This is a genomic window from Paramesorhizobium salinisoli (assembly GCF_003335045.1).
Lineage (GTDB): Bacteria > Pseudomonadota > Alphaproteobacteria > Rhizobiales > Rhizobiaceae > Paramesorhizobium > Paramesorhizobium salinisoli.
In genome coordinates this window covers 289,471-315,032 of the sequence record NZ_QOZG01000004.1, presented here as the reverse complement: position 1 = coordinate 315,032, position 25,562 = coordinate 289,471, and the positions used below count along the sequence as shown (strand labels likewise).

The window sequence follows — 25,562 nt, the reverse complement described above, 5'->3', positions numbered from 1 at the left end:
TATATGGAGTGGGAAGTCCAAATCCACCCGGCCTTCGAGGGCGAGGTCCTGGCCTTTGAGCGCGATGTTCGCGAGGCATTGCTCGCGGTCGCCAAGCTGCTGTCGGAGTACGGCCCGCAGCTTGGCCGGCCACATGCCGATACGCTCAAGGGGTCGAGCCACGCCAATATGAAGGAGTTGCGGTTCGAAGCGGCCGACGGCGAATGGCGCGCAGCCTTCGCCTTCGATCCAGAACGAAGAGCTATCTTGCTGGTAGCCGGAGACAAGTCGGGTGGAAGCCAGAAACGCTTCTATAGGAAGCTGATCGCACAAGCGGATTTCCGGTTTTCCGAGCATCTGGAAAGCCTGAAAGCCGCAAAGAAGGGAAAGTGAGATGGGCCGGAACCTGAACGACTTCATCGCGACGCTGCCTCCGGAAGAGCAGGCCGCGATCGATGTGCGCCATCAGGAGCTCAAGCAGGAGGTCGAAGGCCTGCGCGAGCTGCGCCAGATAGCCGGAAAGGCCCAGGCCGACATCGCCTCCGCGCTCAACATCAAGCAGCCTTCGGTCTCCAAGATTGAGAAGCAGACCGACATGTATCTCTCGACGCTTCGCAGCTATGTGGAAGCCGTAGGGGGTAAGCTCGAATTGACCGTCACACTGCCGCAGCGTCCTACTCTGCGAATTCACCATCTCGGCGATGACAGCGCCACGCCGCAGAAATCGGCTCGCCGGCCACGCGTCCGCACGCAGATCGGCGGTACCCGTGGGCGCTAGTTACCCGACAAGGATCATCCTGGCCTTTCGGAGCGGCGGTGTCTGCGCTTTACCAAAATGCGGCAAACATCTCACCTACGACGCGACGGTGGGCGCCGACACCTATGTCGGCGAGGCCGCTCATATCCGCGGCGAGAAGCCTGGCGCCGCGCGCTTCGACCCGTCGATGACCGATGAAGAGCGCGATAGCGTGCGCAACCTCATCTATCTCTGCACCGATCACCACACGATCATCGACAAGGTCGAGGCCGATTGGCCGACACCCGTGCTTCAGGAGTTGAAGGAGAACCACGAAAAGCAGGTCCGGCAGGCGATGGAGGAGGCCTTCGCCGACGTCGCGTTTCCGGAGCTGCAAAACGCCGTATCCTGGGTCGCAAAGCAAGCACCCGCCGCCAACGGATCGTTCGACCTCATCGGGCCGGACGAGAAGATCAAGAAGAACGCACTTTCCAATGGGGCGCGCCACATCATTGCGGCTGGCCTGATGTCTCGCGTGACGGTTGGAGAGTATGTCGAGGCGGAAGCGCAGCTCGACCCCGATTTTCCGGAGCGGCTCAAGGCCGGCTTCCTTGAGGAATATTATGCCCGCCGGAAAGAGGGCCATAAGGGCGACGAGCTCTTCGAGCTCCTGTGCGCGTTCGCCCAGCGAGGCCTGCGCCGTCAGGCGGACAAGACCGCCGGCATCGCGGTGCTGATTTACCTGTTTGAAATTTGCGATGTGTTCGAGAAATGATTCTGCCAACCAAACACATTCCGCAGAATGAGGCGCTGATCGGTGTCGGCGCGACCCTTCTGTCCCACCTGAGCGGCCCCATGACCGTTTCCGGTCTCTGGGAGCGTCTGCGCTCCGAGCCGAATGTCGGCACGTTCGAGCGCTTCGTCCTTGCTTCCAATCTCCTCTATCTCATCGGCGCCATCGACATCAAAGACGGCCTAATCGTCAGGACCGCATCATGATCCGAGCGGTACGCGCCAATAAGAGGGGCTTTCATACCGCTGCGTTCACAACGGGCGTCAACCTCGTGCTTGCCGACCGTTCGTCGGCGGCGGGCGACAAGGACACGACGAACGCCCTGGGCAAGTCGACGCTGATTGAAATCATCGACTTCTGCCTCGCCAGCAACACCTCGCCCGGAAAGGGCCTTCGCATCGAGGCCCTGCAAGGCTGGGCCTTCACCCTGGAGCTGACCATCGGCGGCAACGATGTTGCGGTGACGCGATCACCCGATGCGCCAGGGTTCTTCGCAATCGAAGGACCGACCGCGGGTTGGCCCGTGGAGCCCACCCCCAACAAGGAGGGGATACCCGGCCTCGACACCAAAAAGTGGAGAGCGGTGCTTGCCTGGGCCTTGTTCGGGATCAGCGAACTCGCGTCGGAGTCCGGCTACAGGCCGTCCGCCCGGTCGCTCCTCTCTTATTTCGTCCGGAACCAAGCCGCCGCATACATCATTCCCTTCAAGCATTTCGACAACCAGAAGGTCTGGGACGTTCAGGTCCACAATGCGTTCCTGCTCGGCTTGAATTGGGAAAAGGCCGCGACCTGGCAGCAGCTCAAGGATCAGAAGAACGCGCTAGACGCGCTTAAGCAGGCAATCAAAACTGGCGCGGTCGACGGAGAACTCGCCTCCCTTGGGGAGCTTGAGGCGGAGCGTCTGCGCCTTGCCACCCATCTCGAGCGCGAACGTGAGGCCTTGTCGAGCTTCCGCGTGTTGCCGCAGTACCGCGAGATCGAGGGACAGGCGAACGTTCTCACAAGTGAGATCCACGCCCTGGTGAACGCCAACATCGTCGATAAGCGCCGTCTCGAGCGCTACCGCGACTCCGTGGTGGACGAGGATGCGCCCACGGCAGATCGTCTTGACGCTCTCTACAGTGAGGCGGGCATCGCCCTGCCTGGCGCCGTCCGAAAGACGCTCGCAGATGCGCGCGCGTTCAATGAGAAGATCATCGCCAATCGCCGCGAGTTCATCGCCGGCGAGATCGCAGCCCTGGAAGCAGCGGTCACCGATCGCGAGGCTCAGATCGTCACGCAGACCGATCGGCGCGCCGGATATCTCAGCGCGCTTGCCGGACAGGGGGCGCTCGAGGAGCTTACCCAATTGCAAGAACTCCACGCCGCAACACGCCTCAAGGTGAATGAGCTGACTAATCGCATCACCCAGCTTCGCCAAATGACAACGAAGTCGGATACGATCAAAGTCGAGACCGTGGAACTTAAGCGGGCGACGACGCTGGACTACGAAGAGCGGCGGGCGCTTTGGTCTCAAGCACTGCCGGTCGACTGGTGATCGACATTGACGACACCGGATACAAGTTTGATGTCGAGATTGCGGGTAGCCCGAGCGAGGGCATCAGCAAGATGAAGATCTTCTGTTACGACCTCATGCTCATTTCCTTCGCACGGCAACGCGGTCTAGGCATCGACTTCCTTATTCACGACAGCACAATCTTCGATGGCGTTGACCCGCGACAGCGAGCCCACGCGCTAGAACTGGCGGCGGCGATGGCGGCAAAATACGGCTTTCAGTATATTTGCACCCTCAACACCGACATGGTCCCGGTCAACGATTTTTCGCAGGGTTTCGACTTCGAGTCGTTGATTCGCCTTCGCCTGACCGACACAGATCCGAGCGGGAGTTTGCTTGGCTTCCGATACTAACGGCTAGGACCGCGGTGAGATGGCTTTTTCTCCATGCAACGGCAAGCTACGCCGGAAGTCGATACCATTGACGCAACATAGCTTCAAAGCTATATCATTTCCCGAAAACATCGAGTCTGCCGATGAGCCTGAAGCAGAGATCTTTGTCTTTTAGCGCTCCGGCTAGGACGCACGGAATCTCCAACGTGCTCGTCGACACGCTGAGCCAATGCCTTCGACCAGCGTATCCGGATCGAGGATCCTTGTGAGTGGTTTGGCAAAAAGGAACTTTGACTGACGATCTGCGTCAGCGGCCTGGGGGCGGGAATGCGCATCGTCTATCTGGAGGTCCAGAACTTCCGTGGAATCAAATCTCTGGTTTGGGCACCCGCGGCGGGCATGAACTGCCTGATCGGCCCTGGTGACTCCACAAAAACGACCATCCTCGATGCCATCGAGCTGTGTTTAAATCCCCGCTCGTATAGCTTCGCCGATGATTGCGACTTCTTCGATCTCGATATCGAGAAGCCGTTACGGATCACTGTAACGTTGGCCGGGCTACCCGGCGACTTCAAGGCCGAGGACCGATACGGTTTACACCTTCGCGGCTGGAACCAAGCAGCTACGAAAATCGAAGACGAGCCCGGCGCGGGTCTGGAAGACGCGCTATCTATCACCGTAGTTATCGATCAATCGCTAGAGGCTCGATGGTCGATCCACAATGATCGTATTGATGCCATCGACAAGGACCCGCCGGCCGTACGTTACAAAGACACCAAGCGGATGGGCACCAATCGCTTGGGACCATATGCCGAACGACATCTCGGCTGGGGCCGAACCTCCGTCCTGACACGCATCGGCGAGGCTGGTGAGGGATATAGCCTTCAACTCGCGGAAGCCGGCCGGGCGGCCCGCACGGCCTTCAAGGCCGGCGATCAAGGTATCTTCAAAAAAGCCGTCGACCGGGCAGAGGAGCTGAGCAAGCTATTCGCCGTGCCCGTCCGAGGGAAATTCACAGCCGAACTGGACGTTCAAGGCGTCAGCATCACCTCTGGCGGAATTGCGTTGCATGACGGCAACCTTCCACTCCGTCGACTTGGAACTGGGTCCTCTCGCCTTCTGGTGTCGGCGCTTCAGCACGACGCCGGTCCGCCTCATATCGCTATCGTCGACGAAATCGAGCATGGTCTGGAACCGCATCGCGTCGCCCGGCTGCTCAAATATCTGAAAACGCCCAAGGACGGGGAAGGCACCGTCCAGCCGCAGATGTTCGTGACGACACACTCGCCGGTCGTCATCCGCGAGCTAACCGCCTCGGATATTTTTGCTGTTCGATCTTCGGCGGGTGTGACGACTGTGGCGTCAGTTTCGGGACTGGCCAGAGACCTCGACACGGCGCAGCGTCACCTTCGCGGAACGCCTGAGGCCTTCCTCGCGCGCAAGGTCCTTGTTGGCGAGGGGAGAACGGAACAGGGTCTTATGCGCGGCCTTGATGGGTGGTGGCATACTAGCGGCCGAGATTCGTTCGCCTTGCTGGGTGCGGTCCCGATCGATGGCGGCGGCAAGGATAAGGCCCCACTTATCGCCGAGCATCTTCGCGACCTTGGATACGAGGTCTGGCTTCTTCTGGACTCCGACAAACCGCCAAACGCGGAGGCCTTGCGACGAGCGACCGACAAAGGCGCGGCCGTCTGGCAATGGCCTGACAACTGCTCGACCGAGCAACGGCTGTTTCTCGACCTACCCTGGGCCGGAGTACGCGCACTGATCGCCCTCGCAATCGAGTGCGTCGGACAGGACAGCGTCATCGCCGTCCTCGACAATGCCTTGAACGCCGCCGATCTTCCGACCGTTTCCGCCGCCAAGCTGGGACCGGAGCGCGACACCGTGGATTTGCGTCGGCTGATTGGTAAGGTCGCGAACGAAAAGAGTTGGTTCAAGGACATTTCACGCGGCGAAGGGTTGGCATCAGTTGTCGGCCCCCATTTGGCCAACGTCGCCGCGACTCCACTCGCCCAAGGGCTCGAAGCCATGCGGACATGGGTCGATGGCTCCTGAGGCAGACACAGACATTGCGCGATTGGCGGCGGGCGTCCGACGCGGGAGCATCATTGCGGCCGCCGGCTGCGGGAAAACCGAGCAAATCGCCCGCGCGGTGGGTGTGTCCGAACATCGCCGCCTCATTCTTACGCACACGCATGCCGGCGTCGACGCGTTGACGCGACGCCTCAAGAAGCTTCAAATTCCTAGCGGTAAGTATCGCATCGACACGATCGCCGGCTGGTGCCTCCGGTTTGCGGCTTCCTTTCCTCAGCGCTCCGGGATTCTTTCTACCGCCCCCAGCTCCACGGCGGAGTGGGATGCCGTTTATGCCGCCGGAGCCTGTCTACTCGATAGTGGCGCCGTGGATGGGGTGATCAATTCTTCATATGGTGGCTGCTTCGTTGACGAGTACCAAGATTGCACCCTGCAGCAGCACGAGGTGATCCGACGGCTCGCCAATCATTTGCCAACGTGCGTTTTTGGCGACCCGCTTCAGGCCATCTTCGACTTCCGGGGCCAAACGCCGGTTAGCTGGGAGAAGGATGTCTTTCCAAACTTTGGACAAGCAGCCGAACTGACAACTCCGTGGCGATGGAAAAACGCCGGGAACGAGGATCTCGCCGAATGGCTTCGAGCCGTGCGGCTGGCGCTTCAGAAGGACGAAATTCTTGATCTCAGCAATCGTCCAAATTGCGTAACCTGGACCGCCTTGCCCGCCGATCCGCGCCATCAGCAGGCTACGGTAGTCCGGCAATGCCTTGAATCGATGCGTGATGACCTGCTTGGAAACCTCATAGTCATCGGCGACAGCACCAGCGAAAACCGCCGATCGGCGCTGGCGCAGAAACTCGCACAGCAAGGGTTCGTCAATATCGAGGCGGTCGGCTGTAAGACGCTTTTCGCCGCGGCCAGAGCCATTGATGAGTCAGTGGGGCAGGCGCGTTTCAAAATGCTCCTGGCTTTCGCCGCCAAATGTATGACCGGGGCCGACAAGGCAGAACTCCAGCGTGCCGTTGATGCCCGCCAACAAGGCCGCCGCTTGGGCCAGGCTAAATTCGGCGATCTTTTGCAGCTCACCGATGCGGTCATCCAGGACGGTGGCAATGCCTCGATGCTCGCCTTCCTACAGGCGCTGCGAGATCGTCCAGGCGTCCGCATCTACCGCCGCGAAATGTACTTTGCGATGCAATCGGCCCTCCAGACCACGACGAAGACCCACCCCCCGAGCGTCCACGCGTCGATTTGGGAGGTTCAAAATCGAAGTCGTCACGCCGGTCGCCGATTGGGAATCCGCAGTATTGGAAGCACCCTCTTGGTGAAAGGTTTGGAATTCGACCGAGCCATCGTGACATCAACCGACGCAATGAACGGCAAGGATTGGTATGTAGCGCTCACACGCGCGACGAAAACTATAGGAATAATATCGCCGAGCGTCCGCTTCACGCCGGCAGCATAGAGCACGCTTCTCATTCGGAACAACAACTCGGTGGAAGCACCGCGCCAAGACAAACTGCGACACACGTCCAGCGGGCATTGAAGGTCATTCTAGGGGGATCTATGGCAACCACTGCTTACTCGCAACACTACGCTCGCGAGATCGACGTCGAGCAACTCGCATGGTTGCTGAGCGGAAGGCAGCCCATTGCCGCCGAGCAGGTTCCCGAAATAGATTCCAAATGGAGCGAATGGATTCGCTCGGACGTTCGATGTTCGTCGTGCGGCAGCACCGGCGCTCTCGTCGTGCGTTCGGCTCGCGCCCGCACAACACAAAAGCTGATTAGGCAATCTCACTTCCGGTTCGTCGGGCAGGACGGCAACGACGCGCATCATCCTTTCTGTGAATTCTATGGCGAAGACGATGGCGTGCTCACCCAACCTGATGGGCTCGTGAATCTCGGGTCTGAGAAATCCGCAGAAACACGACTGATCAGAGAGCTTGTATGCAAGGGCATCGAACAGAAGCTGTTCGATCAATCGACGATCCGCGCCATGCGCCAATGGTTTTTCGAACTGAAAACCTCTAGCCGCGTCCGGGTGACGGTTACGCCCGAGCAAATAGAATGGACCCGATGCCTACGGCGCCACTCGCATTATCAACGCTGGACCTTCCATCCCGCCCAGGCAGAAATGCCAGGCTTCGATTGGGCAGCCGCGGCAAAGTACCAATTCACAGAAGAGCACCTTGCCCTGTTTGAACTTCTCAGGGAGACACCGGTCGAGCCGCCTCATTGGCGTCGGGCCCAGGAACTGGCCACCAAGCACAAGGACCAAGAGGTTTTCGACGTCAGTGCCTTGCGGCCGCACTACGACGCGGCTCTGACGCTCTGCGGTTTTGTGGCAAGGAACGCTGGCATCAAGTTCAGCCCGATCAATCCTGATTCCTACAGATGGAAGGGACCGCCAATTCCACTGCTTGCCCTCTGCGCACTAGCGTTGTTTGTCTCACGGTGGGATATGAACACGGCCATCGCAACGTTTGCCAAGCTCTTGACGGCGCCGACGCCAGCTGACTTGTCTCTTGGCAATGTCATCGGGCTAAACCCATTCCACGAATACACGCCCTGGCGTCTAGTCCAATTGTCAACCGATATCGCGGCACGCGGATTCGGCGGACACGACTATCCCGGCCAATTGGCCACAATAGAAGCGAAGTTGCGCGAGCAATACCGCCTCTGGAAACTTCAGAATCCGTAGGGACCCAGCTTCGCCAGATAAAGCTCATCAATGAGGCGGAACGCGCTCCGCTCCCGGTTATCGTGACAAACATGAGCAGCCCAGATGGGCTTCGATCATGCGGAACTAGAAGAGCAGCGACATGGAAGAATCAGAAGCGCCGCAGGAATACGTCGTGTTCCCTGAAGAGGCCATCAAATATCTACCCGAAGAATGGCAGCAGCACCTATATGCGCTTAAAGAAGAGGGACAAGGCGTTCTGGAGGCCGCGGACGACAATCTGAAGATATTGAATCGTCTCGTCCATGCGTTCCCGACTATGGCGAGCCTTCGCTATATCCAGCATCGGCTCGCCTCCACTAAATTCGAAGCCTCGATGGAGTGGGCGCTCGAGAACGACATGCTGACCTTGGCATTCGTGACGACATACGCTCGTCTCATCGACGGTGGCATCGGCAGTGGCGTTTCCCGCAGCGCGTTACCCGCCGAGCTTCGCCCCGTGCACGACCACATCATTGAACTTCGCAATAAACGCTACGCTCACAACGTCGGCCACGACTCGATAACCGGAAGTCTGGAGATCGGTTTTGAAGGTGGGAAGTTCGACATCAGCGTCAATTTTAATATGGGATTCCATGTGGGGGGTGCGCTCGAATGGGAGCCTCTGGTTGTATTTCTTGACGGCTTGATGATCCATCGCCTTCACGCTCAACTTGAGAAATTGAAGGAGAGAACGGGGCGTGAATGGACCTTCCCCAGCGGGCCACCTCCAAAATGGGTCTCATCCAACCCAGATAGTTCTCCGCCTGCCGAGAATGACGGCCTTAAAGCCGCTCATTGAGGCCAACGCTGTATCCCGACGCTCTTATCGAGTTGCTGGTCGTTCTCAGCGCCGGTCCGGCGGCCCCAGCGCCTGCTCAGCCAACCTGTTCAACGAGCAGTGAGCCGGCAGCGCAAGCGGCACTTGCCTTCTAGGCATCAGCGCTCCGGACTAGACCTTGAGGGGAAAGTTTTCCCCTGCGTCCGAGCCCTGCGGTCTCGACCGACCCCTTCTGCGGGGAGACCCCGCAACGCCCCCTGAGAGTGAGAGCGCGGACCGGTTTCCGTGACGGGTGAATAGCTGGGAGAGAGGCTCCCGCGCCCGTCGTGGAGATTGGTCCCATGAACATGCAAGTTCTCGATGCGCGCCGTGACACGACCGGCGGTTACAAGGTGGATGTCAGCCGCGGCGAGCGGGTCGGCCGCGTCTCGTCGGAGTGGTTCTCGCGTCCGGCCGACGAACGCTACCTCTCGCTCTCCGAACTGGCGCGATCGGTGCGCGGTCGCGCCGATCGCAGTCGGACCCGCGTGGTGGGAAGCGCGCTGATCCATGTTGAGGCTAACCGCAACGACCCGGAGCGATTGGCGCTGATCCTACCAGGCACCGACACGGCGATCGCACCGACACACTGGTCCTTCGGTCAGCTCGCCGGCCTGGTCGGCGCACCCGCCGCCTATCTGCGCCAGCTCCCGGCCGCGCTCGCCGCCATCAATCTGCAGTATGGCCTGACTTCCAATCGCGCCGGGCAGATCAAGACGCTGGAAACCGACGACGGCCGCATGGAACTGCGCGCCGTCACCGGCCCGGATTATGGGAGGATATTCGACGCAGAACTGGTGGAAGCCGTACAACGCATCGCCGGCAACGGCACGGGCGACACCCGCTGGAAGGTGCCCGGCGTACTTGATTGGTCGACCGGCGTCTACAATCCGCGCGTCGACATCACCAGGGACACGACGACGCTCTATGCTTCCGATCGCGACGTCTTCCTGTTCCTGGTCGACGACCTGAATCCGATCGAGGCCGGCCGACTGCCGGACGGATCGCCCGACCTCTATTTCCGGGGCTTCTATTGCTGGAATTCCGAAGTCGGCGCCAAGACCCTCGGCATGGCGAGTTTTTATCTCCGCGCAGTCTGCCAGAACCGGAATCTTTGGGGCGTGGAAGATTTCGAGGAAATCACCATCCGCCACAGTAAGCACGCCGCAAACCGGTTCGCCCATGAGGCTGCCCCGGCGCTGTTGAACTTCGCCAACTCGTCGCCCCTGCCTTTCGTCAACGGCATCAGGGCGGCCCGCGAGCGGATCGTGGCAAGGACCGACGAAGACCGCACCGACTTCCTGCGCCGTCGTGGTTTCTCCAAGGCCGAGACGGGCAAGATCATCGACACGGTGCTGGCCGAGGAAGGCCGGCCGCCGGAGAGCATCTTCGATTTCGTTCAGGGCATCACCGCCGTCGCCCGCGACAAGCCCCATCAGGATGCCCGCCTCGATATGGAGGCCCGGGCCAAGAAGCTGCTCGACCGAGCGGCCTGATCTCCGTGACGCCGGGGATGCGGCTTTCCGTGTCTCCGGGTTTACGCTTCCGTGGCTTTCCGGTTGACCGGTCCGTGGCGCTGCCCCCTTTAGAGGAAGAGGGCGGCGCTTCGCTTCGTGACGGGTTTAGGGTCGAGAGAGAGGCTCTCGGCGCCCGTCGCGGAGTAAATCCCGATGGCTACTGCTGCTCAGAAGATCGTCCTGTCGTCCTCGCGCGACATCCCCTTCAACAAGCTGGTGCTCAGCCAGTCCAACGTCCGGCGCGTGAAGGCCGGCGTCTCGATCGGGGACCTCGCAGCCTCGATCGCCCGGCGCGGCCTGATCCAGAGCCTCAGCGTTTTTCCTGTGGTCGACGCCGAGGGCGTTGAGACCGGCATGTTCGAGGTGCCCGCCGGAGGCCGCCGCTTCCGCGCGCTGGAGATGCTGGTGAAGCAGAAGCGCCTCGCCAAGGTCGCACCCGTGCCCTGCGTTGTTCGCGAGCGCGACGGCGCCATCCTCCCCGAAGAGGTGTCGTTGGCCGAGAACATTGAGCGCGCGCCGCTGCACCCTCTCGACCAGTTTCGCGCATTCCAGGACATGCTGATCAAGGGCATGATCGAGGAGGAGATCGCGGCCGCCTTCTTCGTGCCGGCCCAGGTCGTGAAGCAACGGCTTCGCCTGGCCTCCGCATCGCCGGCGCTGCTCGACGTCTATGCCGAGGACGGCATGACGCTGGAGCAGCTGATGGCGTTCACGGTGTCGAACGACCACGCCCGCCAGGAACAGGTTTGGGATGCGATCAAGGACGCGTGGTCGAAGGAGCCGTACCAGATCCGGCGCATGCTCACGGAGACCACGGTGCGCGCCTCCGACAAGCGGGCCGTCTTTGTCGGCCTTGAATCCTATGAGGCCGCTGGCGGCATCGTCATGCGGGACCTGTTCCAGTCCGATGACGGCGGCTGGCTACAGGACGCGGCGCTGCTCGACCGCCTGGTGGCCGAGAAGCTGAAGGCGACGGCCGAGAGCATCGCGGCCGAAGGCTGGAAGTGGATCGAGGTCGCCGTCAGCTTCCCCTATGACGCGACGCGCGGCCTGCGTGAGCTGCAGGGTGAACCGCTCGACCAGACGCCCGAGGAACAGGCAACGATTGACGCCCTTAACGCCGAGTACCAGAAGCTCGAGGCCGAATATGAAAGTGCCGACGAGCTGCCCGACCACGTAGATCAGCGTCTCGGCGAGATCGAAACGGCGCTCGCCGCCTTCGAGACCCGGCCGGTGCGCTTCGAGGCCGAGGACATCGCGCGTGCGGGCGTCTTTATCAGCATCGCCCATGACGGGAGCCTTGATGTCGAGCGCGGCTACGTCCGCCCCGAGGACGAGGCGGCAGTGGCCCCTGAGGGCGAAACCGGCGTGGAGGCCGGGGGCGATCCGGTCGAGCCGGTGGTGCAGCGGGCCGCCATCACGATCGGCGGCCAGCCTGCCGAGCCGGAGGATGACGAGGAGGATGCGATCAAGCCGCTGCCGGATCGCCTCGTCACCGAGCTGACGGCCCATCGCACGCTCGCGCTCCGCAACGCGCTGGCCGAGAATCCGCACGTCGCTATGACCGCGCTCCTGCACAAGCTGGTCTCCGACACCTTCCAGCATCGCATGTACAAGGGCGCGATGGAGGCCTCCGTCAGTCACGTCTTCTTCCCGGTGCAGGACGATGCGCTGAAGGACAGCCCGGCGGCGCGCGCGGTCCATGAGCGGCACGAAGGCTGGGCCGGCGATATTCCGGCCGATGATGACGCGCTGTGGGACTGGCTCTCGGCGCTCGATGACACCAGCCGCATGGCGCTGCTCGCTCACTGCGTCAGCTACGGCGTCAACGCACTCTACGAGAAGCCGAACCCCTACAGCGGCAGTGGCGTCTCCCAGCACACGCTGGAAATGCGGCTTGCCCAGGCCGATCGACTGGCGCGCGCGACCGGGCTGGACATGGTCGAGGTCGGCTGGCGTCCGACGGTCGGGAACTATCTCGGCCGCGTCACCAAGCCCCGCATCCTCCAGGCGGTTCGCGAGGGCGCCGGCGAGCAGGCCGCGCAGCTCATCGACCACCTGAAGAAGGGCGATATGGCCAAGGAGGCCGAACGCCTGCTGGCCGACACCGGTTGGTTGCCTGAGCCGCTGCGGCTGCTCGCTGAGGCCGAGGCGGCCACAGCGGACACCGACGCGGGCGGCGAGGAGGACGGCGCGCTGCCCGACTTCCTCACGGGCGACGACGAGGAGGCCTCCGCCGAAGACGAGGAACGTCACCTCGTTGCGGCCGAATAAGCGCACCCGCGGAGCGGCTTCGGCCGCTCTGCCCATTCCTCCAACATAAGGAGCTGCGCCATGTCGCAATCCAGCCCGTCGCCCCGCCGCGTCGTCTTTCAGTTCCTCGTTCCAGTCCATGTCGAGGTTGAGGATGACCTAGTCGGCCGCGTGACGATCATCGACGAAACACCTGTGCGCGACCCAACCGTCGTCGAGGGCGACCCTGCCTATCTCGACGACGCGGTGCGCGCCGCCGGCGGCGGCCAGTCCTGGCCGTCCTGGCAGTTCGGCTACTAGCCGCCGCCATCCCGTCTCCATTCCAGTCCGGCCGAGCGCCGGGCTTTTTTCTTTTCAGGAGCCCGACATGACTGACTATCTCACCCGCTTCTCCTGCCTGCTGGATGTCGGCACCGCCGCCAACGCCACGCGCGCATTCGACATCTACGCCGCGCTTATGGCCGAGAACAATCGCGAAGACCCGCCGGCCGAGCCGTTCTTGCTCTCGCTGACGCCCGAGCATGGCCCAGCGCGCCTCTGGCTTCGCGATCCCGGCATTGCCGATCCGCAGCTTTTGATCACCTTCGTCGCCCGATGCGCCGAAGCCTTCGCGCTGACGGGGCGATGGGGCTTCCAATGGGCGGGCATCGCCTCGAACCCCGTCGTCAACGGCTTCTCCGGCGGAGCTCACTTGCTCGATCTGGCGACGGGCCGGACTATCGACTGGATGAGCAGCGGGCGTTGGCTCGCCGAACGTCTTGCCGAGGGAGGAACGCGATGAGCATCCCTGACCATGCGCGTGCCAATTTCCAGACGTTGTTGCGGGCGGCCGGAAGCGGCGATCTGGCGCTGATGGAATGCACCGACGTCGCGACGGGCGAGCCCCGCTACGTCATCTGCGCCGTTGGCCGTACAGACGGCGACTATGTGTTCACGCCGTTCGGGCATCTTGCCGACGGCGATCCGTTCAAGATCTATCGCCCGCCGGAAGCCCCGACATAGGGCGCGCGTGTGCTGCCGCTACCAGACCGCGACCTCCCATTGACCGTTGACGCGCGCGAAACCGATCGGCCGGTTCTGCGGCGTCGCGTTCGGCGTTGTCGAATCCATCACGATCTGCGTCATGCAGGTCACGCCCGGACCGATACCGCCCGGCGAACAGTCGCCGAGCTTCACGGTGGCATTGGTGAGCGGTCCGGTGAACAGGCGGTGACGCCGAACCGCCGCCGTTGCCTCATCCTCGGTCGGCTGCGCGACCCCGGCCACGACAGCCGGCGACGCGGACACCGGCGCAATCACAGGTCGGAGGAAAAACCCCGTGCCAAACCCGACCGCAAGACAACCCGCGGCAATAATCCCGATCGCGCTTCCCTTCATTTCGCCTGCCTTTTTCCTACCGGCACGGCGAACTCCAGTGAGGCGCCGCAGCTTCCTTTCCCAGGAACGTTAGCTTCAGATCGCAGCAGCCGGAAGGCCGAGCGATGAGCCGGGCCCAGCCCGCGCCAGAGTGAGAGGTTGGCCGGGAACGGGTTTGAGCCCGTCCGGTCGAGAGAGAGCGCCGGGCCGGCTCGTCCCGTCCAGCTCTCCGAGGTCTCCATCATGCTTCACGCTCCGCTTCAGGCTGCCCCAGCGGCAGTCTCGCTCCCGCTCGCGCGTGCGACGCCACCGGCCTCCGCCGCGCTGGCCGCCGCCGAGCTCCTCCTCCCTCATCTTGAACAGGGCCGAACGGTTGACGCCGCGACGCTGCGCGCGGCGATGGAGGCGGCCTTCGGCGGGTCCGACGCTGTCGGCGCTTGGGACTGGAAGACGGCCTATGACGCCTGTGAGGCCGCGACCGTTCTCTTCCTGCGCAAATACGGAAAGGCGCTTTTCCGCAAAGCCGCATCGCCGGCTTCACGCCTTTCCGCGCTGACCAAGATCACCCGCCTTCTGCCGACGCACACGCGTCGCTCCGAGGAAGCGCAGGCCTTCCAGCAATTCTCGACCCCTGTCCCGCTCGGTCTCGCCGCCCTGACTGCGGCATTGCTGACCCCAACCGACCGCGTGCTGGAGCCCTCGGCCGGAACCGGCCTGCTTGCCATCCTCACCGAGATCGCCGGCTCCGCGCTCATCTTGAATGAGCTTGCCGAGACCCGCGCCGATCTGCTCGCCTCCCTCTTTCCGGCCAGCTCCGTTACGCGCTTCGACGCCGCCCAGATCGACGATCATCTCGATCGGACGGCCGTTCCCAGCGTCATCATCATGAACCCGCCGTTCTCGGTGATGGCGAACGTCACCGGACGAATTGCCGACGCCGCCTATCGTCATGTCGCCTCGGCCCTGGCGCGTCTCGCCGATGGCGGTCGACTGGTCACGATCACTGGGGCGAACTTCTCGCCCGAAGCGCCAGCCTGGCGTGACGCCTTCATCCGCCTGCAGAAGCACGGGCGTGTGGTGTTCACAGCCGCCGTCGCGGGCTCGGTCTATGCCAAGCATGGCACGACCATCGAGACGCGCCTCACCGTCATCGACAAAGCGCCGGCCGAGGACGCCACCCGCTTTCCGGACTCTCCCGGCCTCGCACCCGATGTCGCGACGTTGCTCACATGGATCGACCAGCATGTTCCGGCCCGGCTGCCGGTATCGCTCCCTATTACGATCACCGACGCGCCGGTCGCCCTGCGCACCATGCGCGGCTATCTGACCCGAGCCGCGTCCGCAACGCCTGCACGTCACATTGCGCAGCCCGAAGGCGTGCCCCTCGACTATGAGACGATCGACTGGACGCCGCCGGAGGGCGGTCGCCTGTCGGACTCGATCTACGAGGCCTACGCGCTTCAGTCGATCCGCATCCCCGACGCGCAGCCGCATCCCACCAAGCTCGTGCAGTCGGCCGCCATGGCGTCGGTCGCGCCGCCGAAGCCGAGCTACCGGCCACTGCTTCCCGCCCATATCGTCAGCGACGGCGTCCTGTCCGACGCCCAGCTCGAGACGGTGATCTACGCCGGCGAGGCCCATGGTGAATATATCGCCGGCGCCTGGACCGTGGATGAGACCTGCGATCTCGTCTCGGCCGCGCCGGACGACGCGGAAAATGCCGTCCGCTTCCGCAAGGGCTTCATGCTCGGTGATGGCACCGGCGCCGGCAAGGGCCGCCAGTCGGCCGGGATCATCCTCGACAACTGGCTCCAGGGCCGGCGCAAGGCGGTGTGGATCTCCAAGTCCGACAAGCTGCTCGAGGACGCCCAGCGCGACTGGTCCGCGCTCGGCATGGAGCGGCTGTTGGTCACGCCGCTGTCGCGCTTCCCGCAAGGCACGGCGATCCGTCTCGCGGAAGGCGTCCTTTTCACCACCTACGCCACGCTACGGTCCGACGACCGCGGCGAGAAGCTTTCGCGCGTTAAGCAGATCGTCGAATGGTTGGGCTCCGATTTCGACGGAGTGATCATTTTCGACGAAAGCCACGCCATGCAGAACGCCGGTGGCGGCAAGGGAGAACGGGGCGATGTCGCGCCTTCGCAGCAGGGCCGTGCGGGCTTGCGCCTTCAGCACGCTCTGCCGGACGCGCGCGTCGTCTACGTCTCCGCGACCGGTGCAACCACGGTCCACAATCTGGCCTATGCCCAGCGGCTCGGCCTGTGGGGCGGCGAGGATTTCCCCTTCGCCAACCGGGCCGAGTTCGTCGAGGCGGTCGAGAATGGTGGCGTCGCAGCCATGGAAGTCTTAGCGCGTGATCTACGTTCGCTCGGCCTCTACACATCACGATCGCTGTCCTACGACGGCGTCGAATATGAGTTGCTCGAACACCAGCTCATGCCGGAGCAGACGCGCATCTACGATGCCTATGCCGGCGCCTTCGCCATCATCCACAATCATCTCGACGCGGCGATGCAGGCCGCCAACATCACCGGCGACAGCGGCACGCTGAACCGGCAGGCGAAGTCGGCCGCACGCTCAGCCTTCGAATCCGCCAAGCAGCGCTTCTTCGGCCATCTGCTCACCAGCATGAAGACCCCGACATTGGTTCGCTCGATCGAGCAGGACCTGGCCGATGGTCATGCCGCCGTGATCCAGATCGTCTCGACCGGCGAAGCGCTGATGGAACGGCGTCTCGCCGAGATCCCGACCGAGGAATGGAACGACGTTCACGTGGACATCACGCCCAGGGAATATGTCCTGGATTACCTCGCCCATTCCTTCCCGGTGCAGCTCTACGAGCCGTTCACCGACAGCGAGGGCAATCTGTCGTCGCGTCCGGTCTACCGGGAAGGCCAACCTGTCGAGAGCCGGGAAGCTGTCGCCCGCCGCGACGAGCTGATCGAACGGCTGGCATCACTGACCCCCGTGCCTGGCGCACTCGACCAGATCGTCCAGCGTTTCGGCACCGACATCGTGGCCGAGGTAACGGGCCGCTCGCGCCGCGTGGTGCGCAAGGGCGAGCGGCTTGCCGTTGAGAACCGGGCGGCCTCCGCCAATCTCGCCGAAGCCGCCGCGTTCATGGACGACCAGAAGCGCGTGTTGGTGTTCTCGGACGCCGGCGGCATCGGCCGCAGCTATCACGCCGATCTCGCGGCCCGGAACCAGCGCCTGCGCGTCCATTATCTGCTCGAACCGGGCTGGAAGGCCGACGCCGCGATCCAGGGCCTCGGCCGCACCAACCGGACGAACCAGGCGCAGCCTCCGCTGTTCCGGCCGCTCGCCACCGACGTGAAGGCCGAGAAGCGCTTCCTCTCGACCATTGCGCGTCGGCTTGACACGCTCGGCGCGATTACACGCGGCCAGCGCCAGACCGGCGGACAGGGCCTGTTCCGGCCCGAGGACAATCTGGAATCGCACTATGCGCGCGATGCGCTCCGGCAGCTCTATCTCCTGCTGGTGCGCGGCAAGGTCGAGGGCTGCTCGCTCGACCGCTTCGAGTCCGCCACCGGCCTGAAGCTGATGGACGACAACGGTATCAAGGACGAACTGCCGCCGATCACCACCTTCCTCAATCGCCTGCTGGCGCTGACGATCGACCTGCAGGGCGTGCTGTTTACGGCGTTCGAGCAGCTTCTCACCGCCAAGATCGAGGGGGCCATCAGAAGCGGCGTCTACGATGTCGGGCTCGAGACGCTGCAGGCCGAGAGCTTCATCGTCACCGACAGCCAAGTGATCTACACGCACCCGGGCACCGGCGCCGAGACGCGGCTGCTCACGATCACGCGGCGCGAGCGCAACCGCCCGACAAGCCTGGCTGACGCTCTTGACCATCTCTCCGATCCGCGGGCGCGGCTCCTGGTCAATTGCCGCTCCGGTCGCGCCGCCGTGCAGATTCCCGCACCGTCGATGATGCTCGACGATGGCGAGATCGAACGGCGCGCCTGCCTGATCCGGCCGATGGAGCAGCACTATGCGCCCCTGCGCATGATGGACGAGAGCCATTGGACGGAAGCCGATCGCGCCGCCTTCGCCGCAGCGTGGTGGGCGGAACTAAACGATGTGCCGGACTTCTCCGACAGCACGATCCATATCGTCGCTGGCCTGCTGTTGCCGATCTGGAAGCGCCTGCCGAACGAGTCGACGCGGGTCTATCGGCTCCAGACCGATGCCGGCGAGCGCATCATCGGTCGCCGCGTCTCGCCGGCCTGGGCCGCGAACGCTGTGACGACGGGCGCCGCGTCGCTGACCCCGGAGCAGGCCTTCACCGCACTGATGGACGGCGCGACGATCCTCGATCTCGCCGACGGCCTCCAACTTCGACGCGCGCGCGTCATGAGCGCCCAACGACTGGAGCTGACCGGCTTCACCGAAGCCATGCGGGACCGGCTCCGGGCATTCGGCCTGTTCAGCGAAATCATCTCGTGGAAGCTCCGCTTCTTCGTGCCGATCGACACCACCGGGCCGAGCGTCCTCGCCAAGTTGCTAGACACCTTCCCGGTGGCGCGCATCTCCGAGCGGGAGGCTGCGTGATGGCCCGGCAGGATGCCTCCGATCTCGCGCACAGTCTCGGCCGGCAGGCCGAGGCGGTGTGCCGCCAATATCTGTCGAGTGGGCGTCGCGAGGGCCGCTACTGGCTGGTGGGCGACGCGCGCAACACGCCGGGCCGCTCGATGTATGTCCGGCTCAAGGATTCGCCGAAAGGTGTCGCGGGCAAATGGACCGACGCCGCCACCGGTGAGCATGGCGATCTCCTCGACGTCATCCGGGAAAGCTGCGGCCTAGTCCTCTTCAAGGACGTGGCCGACGAGGCGCGCACCTTCCTCAGCATGCCGCCACCCGAGCCAGAGCCACGATTTCAGGAGCGCCAGCGGCCAGCACCAAGCGGCTCGCCGGAAGCAGCGCGGCGTCTCATCGGCATGTCGCAGCCGATAAGGGGCACAATCGTGCAAGCGTATTTACGCGAACGCGGCATTCCAGATTTACGCGGAACCGGAAATCTTCGCTTTCATCCACGCTGCTATTATCGGCCCGACGAGCATTCTCCGACCGAGACATGGCCGGCGATGATCGGCGCCGTCACCGATCTCGACGGCAAGATCACCGGCGCGCACCGGACATGGCTCGATCCCCGATCGCGGGACAAGGCCCCGATCGACACGCCGAGGCGAGCCATGGGCGACCTGCTCGGCAACGCCGTGCGCTTCGGCATCGGCGGCGAGGTGATGGCGGCCGGCGAAGGCATCGAGACCGTGCTGTCGCTCCGACAGGTGTTGCCCGACATGCCGATGCTGGCGGCGCTCTCGGCAGCACATCTCGCCGCCATCCTGTTCCCCGATACGCTACGACGGCTCTACATCGTGCGCGACAATGATCCGGCCGGTGACGGTGCGCGTGACAGCCTGATCGAACGGGCCAACGCCCTCGGAATCGAGGCGATTGTCATCTCGCCAGCGCTCGGCGACTACAACGAGGATCTCCACACCCTCGGCATCGAGCATCTCCGGCAGCAGTCGCGGATGCAGATTACACCCCAGGATGTCGCAAGGTTCATGGCGCTGGCGGCATAGCCCGGCACGGGAGACGACAATGGCGGTGCGTCGTCGTGCTCGCAGATGCACCAACCGTCGGAGGGGGACCGCGCCTCGGCCTTCGAGAGGGCGATCGGCCAGCAAACGGGCCTGCCCAGCAATGGCTGCGGCCGACGATTTTCCGGCGGCGCGTGCCGCGCCTTTCCATCGCGAGGCAAAATCGCCGGCCTTCGCCATCCTCCGCTGACGCTCCGGCCCTGTGCTGCGCTCCGGGTGCAGGGCCGGCCCGCCCGCCGGCTTTCGTCGCCATGAAGGCCGCGGCGGTCGCGGTCCAACCGACGGAGCATCCCATGAGCGAGCACGACGACTTCGAACCGCATCACGCGTCATCACCCACCGACCATGTCCTCAACGAGCTTCAGCTCCACGGCTATCGTCCCTTCGAGGATGAACCCGACCAGCGACTCCTCCCCGACGGAAATGCAGTCGCAGGCGCCATCGCCGACATCTTCGACGCTCTGATCGGGACGCTGGAGGACACTCGCCTCGAACCCGACCTCGACGATCTCCTGTGGTCGACGGTCAACGTCTTCCACCGCGCCACCGACCGGATCGCGCGCGAGCTTGACGACAACGAGCAGGCGCAACGCCGGGGCCAGCGTGAACAGGACGGCAGCGAGGTGAAGGCAGTCGAACTCGAGCGCCACATCGCCGAGGGCCAGACCCTCATCGAACGCCAGAACGCCTTCGAGCTGATGCGCGATCAGGCGGCCGAACACTACGAACGCCACGTCGGCAAGACCTGGCTTCCGCGTAGCGGATCAAGGGTCAATCACCGCAATCTCACCTCCGCGATGATCGACAGCCGCGATTTCCTGGCAGCGAAGCGGCGCGCCGAGCAGACGATCCTTCTTCCCGCTGGTCCAAAGATCCTTGTCACCGGCGGGCTCGACTTCAACGACCATCGGCTGATCTGGGCCAAGCTCGACCAAGTCCATGAAAAGCACCCGGACATGGTGCTGATGCACGGCAAATCGCCGAAGGGCGCCGAGAAGATAGCATCCCTTTGGGCCACGAACCGCAATGTGCCGCAGATCGGCTTTGCACCGGACTGGACGAAGCACGGCCGCGCAGCGCCCTTCAAGCGTAACGACGAGATGCTGGAAATCCTGCCTAAGGGCGTGATGCACTTCCCCGGCACCGGCATCAACGACAACCTCGCCGACAAGGCCAAGAAGCTCGGCATCCCGGTCTGGAAGTTCGGCGGCGCGTGAGCGCCGCCTGCCGGTAAGAGAACTGAATCGTTGGATCGCAGCGCGCAACGTATCTACGTAAGTTACTGAATGGACAGCGGGGATGCGATGAGCACAATCACGGACGACGACTACAAAACTCATATTGCACCTGTCGTCGCAGAGGGCTTCACGCTCGATCCCCCCGGATTTGAGCGTCTTTCGTCGTGGACGCATATGCTGATGCACCTTGTCACCGCGCGCACCAACTTCGAGTGGGTGCGTGACCACCCGGTCGAGCTCGGCGAGCTGGAAAACTCAATGCGCCAGCAGGCGTTCTTCGTCGCCGGGATCATGGCCTACTGCCGCTGCTATGCATCGTCGGGATCGGGAATTCCGATGCTCGATGCGAAGAAGGTCTACGAGGGATCAGACGACGGAAAGCAGGTCCATGACCGTCTCATCGGCCTCCGTAACTCAATCGCCGCACACACCGACGCGTCGGACATCGTTCGCCTCACCCTCGCAGTGAAGGAGGAGCCCGAACGTCTTGTCATCCGGCACCTGTGGACGATGGCGGTTCCCGTCGACGAGATCGCCGACTTCCTGGAAGCTGTCGGTCATACCGAGCACTTCGTCACGATTAGCCTGAACAAATACCTGAACCGGCTCGAAAAGGACCGTGGCAAGACGATTGAACTCGACTGACGTTTTCCCGGTATCACCGCGGCTCCTGACGCGAAAACCACCCCCGCTTATCTGCGCTGATCCTTGGTCAGACTGATCGCCTGACGCCATCAACCCGTAAAGGGTCGGCTATGCGAGCATGCCGCCGCTTCGGCTGCGCCTGTGCGGTGATTGCGGCGTTCAGTCCGACACTTCGGGCGCCTGTCAGCGGGGGATGGTCCTCCGCTCAAACAGGAGCCGGATCGATGTCCCTCAACGACGCACACGCCTTCGCCTTCAGCCTTGCCACCACCCTGATGGCCGCCATCATCATCTTCCAGGCCGGCGACGGCACCCTCTCGGTGACGCCAGCCAGCGAGTACGACGGCGAAATGGACGCGATCGTCCACGAGATCGATCCCTTCGCCCCATAACCGGGGCGAACCGGCGCCGCTGCGCGGAAGTCGCACGCGATTTCCGCTCCCGGCGCAGTCGATTTTCAGCTATAGTTCGAGCGCGCCGTGGTGGTGGTGGAGGCGCGACCGTCAGACCTTTTCTCACGGAGGCCACCGCCATGATCATCCTCGCAATACTCGCATCCCTCGCGGCCATCGGCCTGCTTTGCTGGCTGCTGTTCACGCTGGCCGTCTTCGCGCTGCCGGCGTTCGTCGGCGTGACCGCAGGTGCCTGGGCGCACGGCACCGGCGCCGGCATTCCCGGCGCGGTTCTCGTCGGGGCCGCCGCCGCCGTCCTTACGCTAGCGGCCGGCCATCTGCTGATCACTTTCGTCCGGCCGATGTGGCTGAAGCTCCTCGTAGCCATCGCCTTTGTCGCGCCGGCGGCGATTGCTGGATTCCACGCCACGCATGGCATCGTAAAGCACCTCATGCCGTCCGACGGATGGCAGATCACCTTCTCCGTCATCGGTGCGATCGCGGTCGGCATCACCGCCTTCATACGGGTCGCAGGCATGGCAGCGGCCCCGAGCCCTTCTGGCCGGGATCTCGCGCGAGCATGATCATCGTCATCGCCGTTGTGGGACGGGCCAGCTTTGGCAGCGGTCGCCCTCGTCGTCTTAGGCTGTTGGGATTAAAGCGTAGAGCGCGGATCGACCCTGGCCCAGGAAAGCGGCTCTCGTTGGTGCGGTGGCCGTGTCAGGATCATCGCTTGGCGGCACACCGAACATCCGGCGTGGCGATCTGCCCTTTGGCGGCGGATCACGATGCAGCGCTGATGCCGGGCCGGGAGGAAACGAAGCCGGTGAGCACTGCGGTGACGCCGGTTTGCCGATGCGAAATGGCCACCATCTCCTCCGTTCTCTGACCGTAGCTCGACCGCTCCAAACGGCCTCTTCAATGGCCTGATCTGACCGAAGGCCGGCTCCGCCTCGATCGCCTATGACGCAACAGCCGCGTCAAGCTTTCTTCCCCTGCCGGCTGCGCCGCCATTCCTCGCGAGACAAGAAAGCCCTCCTTGGCTGTCAGGCCCCTGCGGGGTGCGCCGTCGATCGCCTCCGGCCTGCCGATCGCCATCGAGGCCGCAATGGTGCGGGCTCGGGAACGGAAAACGGAGACTTACAATGGCGACCATCGGCACCTTCAAGAAGACCGGCTCGAACGAGTTCACCGGCGAAATCGTCACCCTCAGCGTCCAGGCCAAGAACGTGCGCATCGTCCCCGACCAGCGCGCCACCGGCGAAAACGCCCCCAGCCACCGGGTCCTGGTCGGCCGCGCCGAGATCGGCGCCGCCTGGTCCAAGCGCTCTAACGAGGGCCGCGACTATCTGGGCCTCAAGCTGGACGATCCGAGCTTCAACGCCCCCATCTACGCCAACCTCTTCGACGACGAGGAAAGCGAGACCTTCTCGCTCATCTGGTCCCGCCCCAACGGACGCCGGGGCGACTGAGGCCCGCGCGAGGTCCCGGCCGGAAGGCCGGGGCCTTCGGCTCTACGGCGACCGAATCAGCTGCGGCCTTGTCGACCGCAGAGAGCTCAAACAGCCACTTCCGGCTGGAAAATTCCGCCAAGAACGACTATTATAGTCGTAGTTTTGGCGTGCGCGTAGGTCCGTGTGGGAGGTGATCATGCATGATCACCGCCCAACAATTTCGGGCCGCACGGGCGTTGCTGGGTTGGACACAGGAGACGCTCGCTGACAAGGCCCGGGTCTCGTTGACCGCGCTCAAGCGCCTCGAATCCCCTAGCGGGCTCGAGGTCTTCGAGAGTACGCGCGACGAGGTGAGAAGGGCTTTCGAACGCGCCGGCATCGTCTTCCTGAACTCCGATCAGGGCAAGGGAGTGCTGCTCGTTGACGCAAAGAAGGAAACCTGACGTTCGACAGGTCGCGGCGTTGCCACGTCTTCTCGCGTCCAGGCCTTGCGTCATCATTCCGATCGCATCACGGTTAACAATCTCCTCCAGTTTGGATACATCTCGCGACCGGGGGATATTGTGACCAAAGACGATTTTCTCGATGAGCCGCCGGCCGGGGCGGCATTGACCGCCTATGACGAGGCGCATCTGAAGCTCTATGCCCGGCTGCTCGACGCCGACGCGGCCAGCGCCGACTGGCGTGAAGTCGTCGAAGTCCTCTTCGGCCTCGATGCCAAGGCCGATCCGGAGCGCGCCCTGCGCATCTACACCAGCCATCTAGACCGCGCGAAATGGATGACCACCAGCGGCTTCTGTCAGTTGCTTCAGGGTCGCCTGCACTGAGGCGATGCGCAAATCGCATCACGTTGCGGCCACTTCGTTCTTCCCGAGCTTCGTTCAACCGGGAATCGTAGCCACTTCATGGCTCGCGCTGCAAAACATCGCGCAGAGGGGGTGGAGGATGTCCGAAGATGAAAGATGGCGGTCAGAAGCCGCCTACGACTATATCGACAAACTGACCCCCGGCGATCTTGCCTGGGAGTTCCTGCGTCGCAATCCCGAGTACAGAAAATCATATCAGGAGCTGGTAGCCATCGGGCGGTTGACCGAGGACATTGCGCGCGAGTTCGCAGAGCAATGGGGGTTGCGATTTCGTCGCCGACCCTCGCAACTCCGCGCTCATCCAGCCGATCTTCTGGACCCCGCAAACCGATCCGGCGACGCTCCCGTTAACCGCCGGACCCAGCCCGGCGGGAGATCTCCTCCTCCGCGCTGAGGATCTCCACGCCCACACCATCATCGAGCATGATCCTGGCCTGATCCGGCTCGCGCTCCGGGGCGAGCCCCACGACGTGGCCCTGTTCAACGTCGATGATGCCCGCCCCCTCGGCGCATTCGTCATGTTCGACGAATTGACGCCCGACCGGCTGACCGCGATTGAACGCCTCTGGCACGCAATGTTCGGCAAGCGTGTGCCGCCCGATCCGCGCATGACGCTACAGAGACGTCAGCGCGCCCGCCAGATGCTGCGCCATCTACCGCACCGTCGCCGAGCATCTCTTCCCTCAGCACAAAATTGACGCAGCGTCCTGGGTCGGCGACCCGATCCGGGAGATCACCATCCGTCTCGCCCGCGACGGCATGAAGCTCGTTCGCGGCGGCTATCGGACATTGCTGCGCCGACCACGCCGCGACCGCTGACACCCGCAGACGTGTCGATCTTAGCCGCCTTACTTCGACATCGTCCGAGGCGCCGTCTTCGCGCCACCGTGCTCGCAACCCGCCGCTTGTTCGCAGCGGCCACCCGCGAGACCACGGAGGTTCGATCATGGCCGAAAAAGCCGCCAATTTACCGCCGCGCTATCTGAGAACTCAGGAAGCGGCGCGCTTTCTCGGCCTGTCCGAGCGCACCCTTGAGAAGCACCGGACCTACGGAACCGGCCCGACCTACCGCAAGCTCGGTGGCCGCGTCGTCTATTCCGTCGAGGACCTGCAGAGCTGGGCGGATCGCGGTCTTGTCACCTCGACCTCCGATCCGCGCGGCGGGACCGTGCTGCCAGCCAAGCGCCAGACCACCGCACCCTCCGCCACCGCCGGCGGCCGCTTCGCGCGCTGAGGTGGCCGGC

28 protein-coding genes and 1 pseudogene are annotated in these 25,562 nt (G+C 63.5%); 28 read left to right on the top strand and 1 reads right to left on the bottom strand.

The window, feature by feature from the left end:
- The first annotated feature begins 3 nt into the window (after nucleotides 1-3).
- The 15 genes from DUT91_RS11245 to DUT91_RS11180 all read left to right on the top strand — a co-directional run bounded on the left by DUT91_RS11245 (nucleotide 4) and on the right by DUT91_RS11180 (nucleotide 13,742).
- On the top strand, nucleotides 4-372 hold the full coding sequence (locus DUT91_RS11245; protein ID WP_114440479.1) for a type II toxin-antitoxin system RelE/ParE family toxin: 369 nt from the start codon (nucleotides 4-6) through the stop codon (nucleotides 370-372).
- Nucleotide 373: 1 nt separating this feature from the next.
- Nucleotides 374-757, top strand: a complete 384-nt coding sequence (locus DUT91_RS11240; protein WP_114440478.1) for an XRE family transcriptional regulator — start codon at nucleotides 374-376, stop codon at nucleotides 755-757.
- Entirely contained in the window at nucleotides 747-1,490 is a 744-nt protein-coding gene (locus DUT91_RS11235) for an HNH endonuclease signature motif containing protein (RefSeq protein ID WP_114440477.1), read from the top strand. The genes DUT91_RS11240 and DUT91_RS11235 overlap by 11 nt, the downstream gene beginning before the upstream one ends.
- The gene (locus DUT91_RS11230; protein ID WP_114440476.1) at nucleotides 1,487-1,714 is read left to right on the top strand and encodes an ABC-three component system middle component 6; all 228 of its coding nucleotides are present in this window, start codon (nucleotides 1,487-1,489) and stop codon (nucleotides 1,712-1,714) included. Before DUT91_RS11235 ends, DUT91_RS11230 begins: the two co-directional genes overlap by 4 nt.
- Nucleotides 1,711-3,045: a DUF2326 domain-containing protein gene (locus DUT91_RS11225; RefSeq protein WP_245419681.1), complete on the top strand. Its 1,335-nt coding sequence runs from the start codon at nucleotides 1,711-1,713 to the stop codon at nucleotides 3,043-3,045. Before DUT91_RS11230 ends, DUT91_RS11225 begins: the two co-directional genes overlap by 4 nt.
- Nucleotides 3,042-3,416 carry a DUF2326 domain-containing protein gene (locus tag DUT91_RS26555; RefSeq protein WP_245419680.1) on the top strand — a complete coding sequence of 125 codons (375 nt, stop codon included), beginning with the start codon at nucleotides 3,042-3,044 and terminating at the stop codon, nucleotides 3,414-3,416. The genes DUT91_RS11225 and DUT91_RS26555 overlap by 4 nt, the downstream gene beginning before the upstream one ends.
- Nucleotides 3,417-3,722: 306 nt before the next feature.
- Nucleotides 3,723-5,453 carry an ATP-dependent nuclease gene (locus DUT91_RS11220; RefSeq protein ID WP_114440475.1) on the top strand — a complete coding sequence of 577 codons (1,731 nt, stop codon included), beginning with the start codon at nucleotides 3,723-3,725 and terminating at the stop codon, nucleotides 5,451-5,453.
- The gene (locus DUT91_RS11215; protein ID WP_114440474.1) at nucleotides 5,443-6,894 is read left to right on the top strand and encodes a UvrD-helicase domain-containing protein; all 1,452 of its coding nucleotides are present in this window, start codon (nucleotides 5,443-5,445) and stop codon (nucleotides 6,892-6,894) included. The genes DUT91_RS11220 and DUT91_RS11215 overlap by 11 nt, the downstream gene beginning before the upstream one ends.
- A gap of 101 nt (nucleotides 6,895-6,995) precedes the next feature.
- Nucleotides 6,996-8,132 carry a hypothetical protein gene (locus DUT91_RS11210; RefSeq protein WP_114440473.1) on the top strand — a complete coding sequence of 379 codons (1,137 nt, stop codon included), beginning with the start codon at nucleotides 6,996-6,998 and terminating at the stop codon, nucleotides 8,130-8,132.
- 121 nt (nucleotides 8,133-8,253) lie between these two features.
- On the top strand, nucleotides 8,254-8,952 hold the full coding sequence (locus DUT91_RS11205) for a hypothetical protein (RefSeq protein WP_114440472.1): 699 nt from the start codon (nucleotides 8,254-8,256) through the stop codon (nucleotides 8,950-8,952).
- 320 nt (nucleotides 8,953-9,272) lie between these two features.
- Nucleotides 9,273-10,466: a DUF932 domain-containing protein gene (locus DUT91_RS11200; RefSeq protein WP_114440471.1), complete on the top strand. Its 1,194-nt coding sequence runs from the start codon at nucleotides 9,273-9,275 to the stop codon at nucleotides 10,464-10,466.
- 174 nt (nucleotides 10,467-10,640) lie between these two features.
- Nucleotides 10,641-12,761 carry a ParB/RepB/Spo0J family partition protein gene (locus DUT91_RS11195; protein ID WP_114440470.1) on the top strand — a complete coding sequence of 707 codons (2,121 nt, stop codon included), beginning with the start codon at nucleotides 10,641-10,643 and terminating at the stop codon, nucleotides 12,759-12,761.
- Nucleotides 12,762-12,821: 60 nt separating this feature from the next.
- A complete protein-coding gene (locus DUT91_RS11190) occupies nucleotides 12,822-13,040 on the top strand; it encodes a hypothetical protein (RefSeq protein WP_114440469.1) in 219 nt (72 codons plus the stop codon).
- 67 nt (nucleotides 13,041-13,107) lie between these two features.
- Nucleotides 13,108-13,521, top strand: coding sequence for a hypothetical protein (locus tag DUT91_RS11185; RefSeq protein WP_114440468.1), 414 nt, complete (start codon nucleotides 13,108-13,110; stop codon nucleotides 13,519-13,521).
- Complete coding sequence (locus DUT91_RS11180; protein WP_114440467.1) at nucleotides 13,518-13,742, top strand: DUF6117 family protein; 225 nt, start codon at nucleotides 13,518-13,520, stop codon at nucleotides 13,740-13,742. The genes DUT91_RS11185 and DUT91_RS11180 overlap by 4 nt, the downstream gene beginning before the upstream one ends.
- A gap of 18 nt (nucleotides 13,743-13,760) precedes the next feature.
- Here the strand turns inward: DUT91_RS11180 and DUT91_RS11175 are convergent, their stop codons facing one another.
- Nucleotides 13,761-14,027 (bottom strand): hypothetical protein, encoded by a 267-nt coding sequence (locus DUT91_RS11175; protein WP_245419679.1) that lies wholly within the window; start codon nucleotides 14,025-14,027, stop codon nucleotides 13,761-13,763.
- 312 nt (nucleotides 14,028-14,339) lie between these two features.
- Between DUT91_RS11175 and DUT91_RS11170 the strand changes: the two genes are divergently transcribed.
- From DUT91_RS11170 to DUT91_RS11120, 13 genes and pseudogenes are all read left to right on the top strand, one after another.
- The gene (locus tag DUT91_RS11170) at nucleotides 14,340-18,668 is read left to right on the top strand and encodes a strawberry notch family protein (protein ID WP_114440466.1); all 4,329 of its coding nucleotides are present in this window, start codon (nucleotides 14,340-14,342) and stop codon (nucleotides 18,666-18,668) included.
- Entirely contained in the window at nucleotides 18,668-19,705 is a 1,038-nt protein-coding gene (locus DUT91_RS11165) for a DUF7146 domain-containing protein (RefSeq protein ID WP_114440465.1), read from the top strand. Before DUT91_RS11170 ends, DUT91_RS11165 begins: the two co-directional genes overlap by 1 nt.
- 311 nt (nucleotides 19,706-20,016) lie before the next feature.
- Entirely contained in the window at nucleotides 20,017-20,940 is a 924-nt protein-coding gene (locus DUT91_RS11160; RefSeq protein WP_114440688.1) for a DUF2493 domain-containing protein, read from the top strand.
- Between the two features lie 87 nt (nucleotides 20,941-21,027).
- On the top strand, nucleotides 21,028-21,606 hold the full coding sequence (locus tag DUT91_RS11155; RefSeq protein WP_147272175.1) for a hypothetical protein: 579 nt from the start codon (nucleotides 21,028-21,030) through the stop codon (nucleotides 21,604-21,606).
- A 224-nt stretch (nucleotides 21,607-21,830) separates the two neighbouring features.
- Nucleotides 21,831-21,998 (top strand): hypothetical protein, encoded by a 168-nt coding sequence (locus DUT91_RS26160; protein WP_200834949.1) that lies wholly within the window; start codon nucleotides 21,831-21,833, stop codon nucleotides 21,996-21,998.
- A gap of 140 nt (nucleotides 21,999-22,138) precedes the next feature.
- Complete coding sequence (locus DUT91_RS11150; RefSeq protein WP_114440463.1) at nucleotides 22,139-22,582, top strand: hypothetical protein; 444 nt, start codon at nucleotides 22,139-22,141, stop codon at nucleotides 22,580-22,582.
- Between the two features lie 149 nt (nucleotides 22,583-22,731).
- Nucleotides 22,732-22,887 carry a hypothetical protein gene (locus DUT91_RS25780; RefSeq protein WP_160113640.1) on the top strand — a complete coding sequence of 52 codons (156 nt, stop codon included), beginning with the start codon at nucleotides 22,732-22,734 and terminating at the stop codon, nucleotides 22,885-22,887.
- Between the two features lie 256 nt (nucleotides 22,888-23,143).
- Nucleotides 23,144-23,470 carry a DUF736 domain-containing protein gene (locus tag DUT91_RS11145; RefSeq protein WP_114440462.1) on the top strand — a complete coding sequence of 109 codons (327 nt, stop codon included), beginning with the start codon at nucleotides 23,144-23,146 and terminating at the stop codon, nucleotides 23,468-23,470.
- Between the two features lie 182 nt (nucleotides 23,471-23,652).
- A complete protein-coding gene (locus DUT91_RS11140; protein WP_114440461.1) occupies nucleotides 23,653-23,895 on the top strand; it encodes a helix-turn-helix domain-containing protein in 243 nt (80 codons plus the stop codon).
- 120 nt (nucleotides 23,896-24,015) lie between these two features.
- Nucleotides 24,016-24,279 carry a DUF2285 domain-containing protein gene (locus tag DUT91_RS11135; protein WP_114440687.1) on the top strand — a complete coding sequence of 88 codons (264 nt, stop codon included), beginning with the start codon at nucleotides 24,016-24,018 and terminating at the stop codon, nucleotides 24,277-24,279.
- Nucleotides 24,280-24,283: 4 nt separating this feature from the next.
- Nucleotides 24,284-24,712 (top strand): transcriptional regulator domain-containing protein, encoded by a 429-nt coding sequence (locus DUT91_RS27410; RefSeq protein ID WP_425373783.1) that lies wholly within the window; start codon nucleotides 24,284-24,286, stop codon nucleotides 24,710-24,712.
- Between the two features lie 124 nt (nucleotides 24,713-24,836).
- Nucleotides 24,837-25,137 (top strand): annotated as a pseudogene (locus DUT91_RS27275) (DUF2285 domain-containing protein).
- A gap of 127 nt (nucleotides 25,138-25,264) precedes the next feature.
- On the top strand, nucleotides 25,265-25,552 hold the full coding sequence (locus tag DUT91_RS11120; protein ID WP_114440460.1) for a helix-turn-helix transcriptional regulator: 288 nt from the start codon (nucleotides 25,265-25,267) through the stop codon (nucleotides 25,550-25,552).
- Nucleotides 25,553-25,562: the final 10 nt, after the last annotated feature.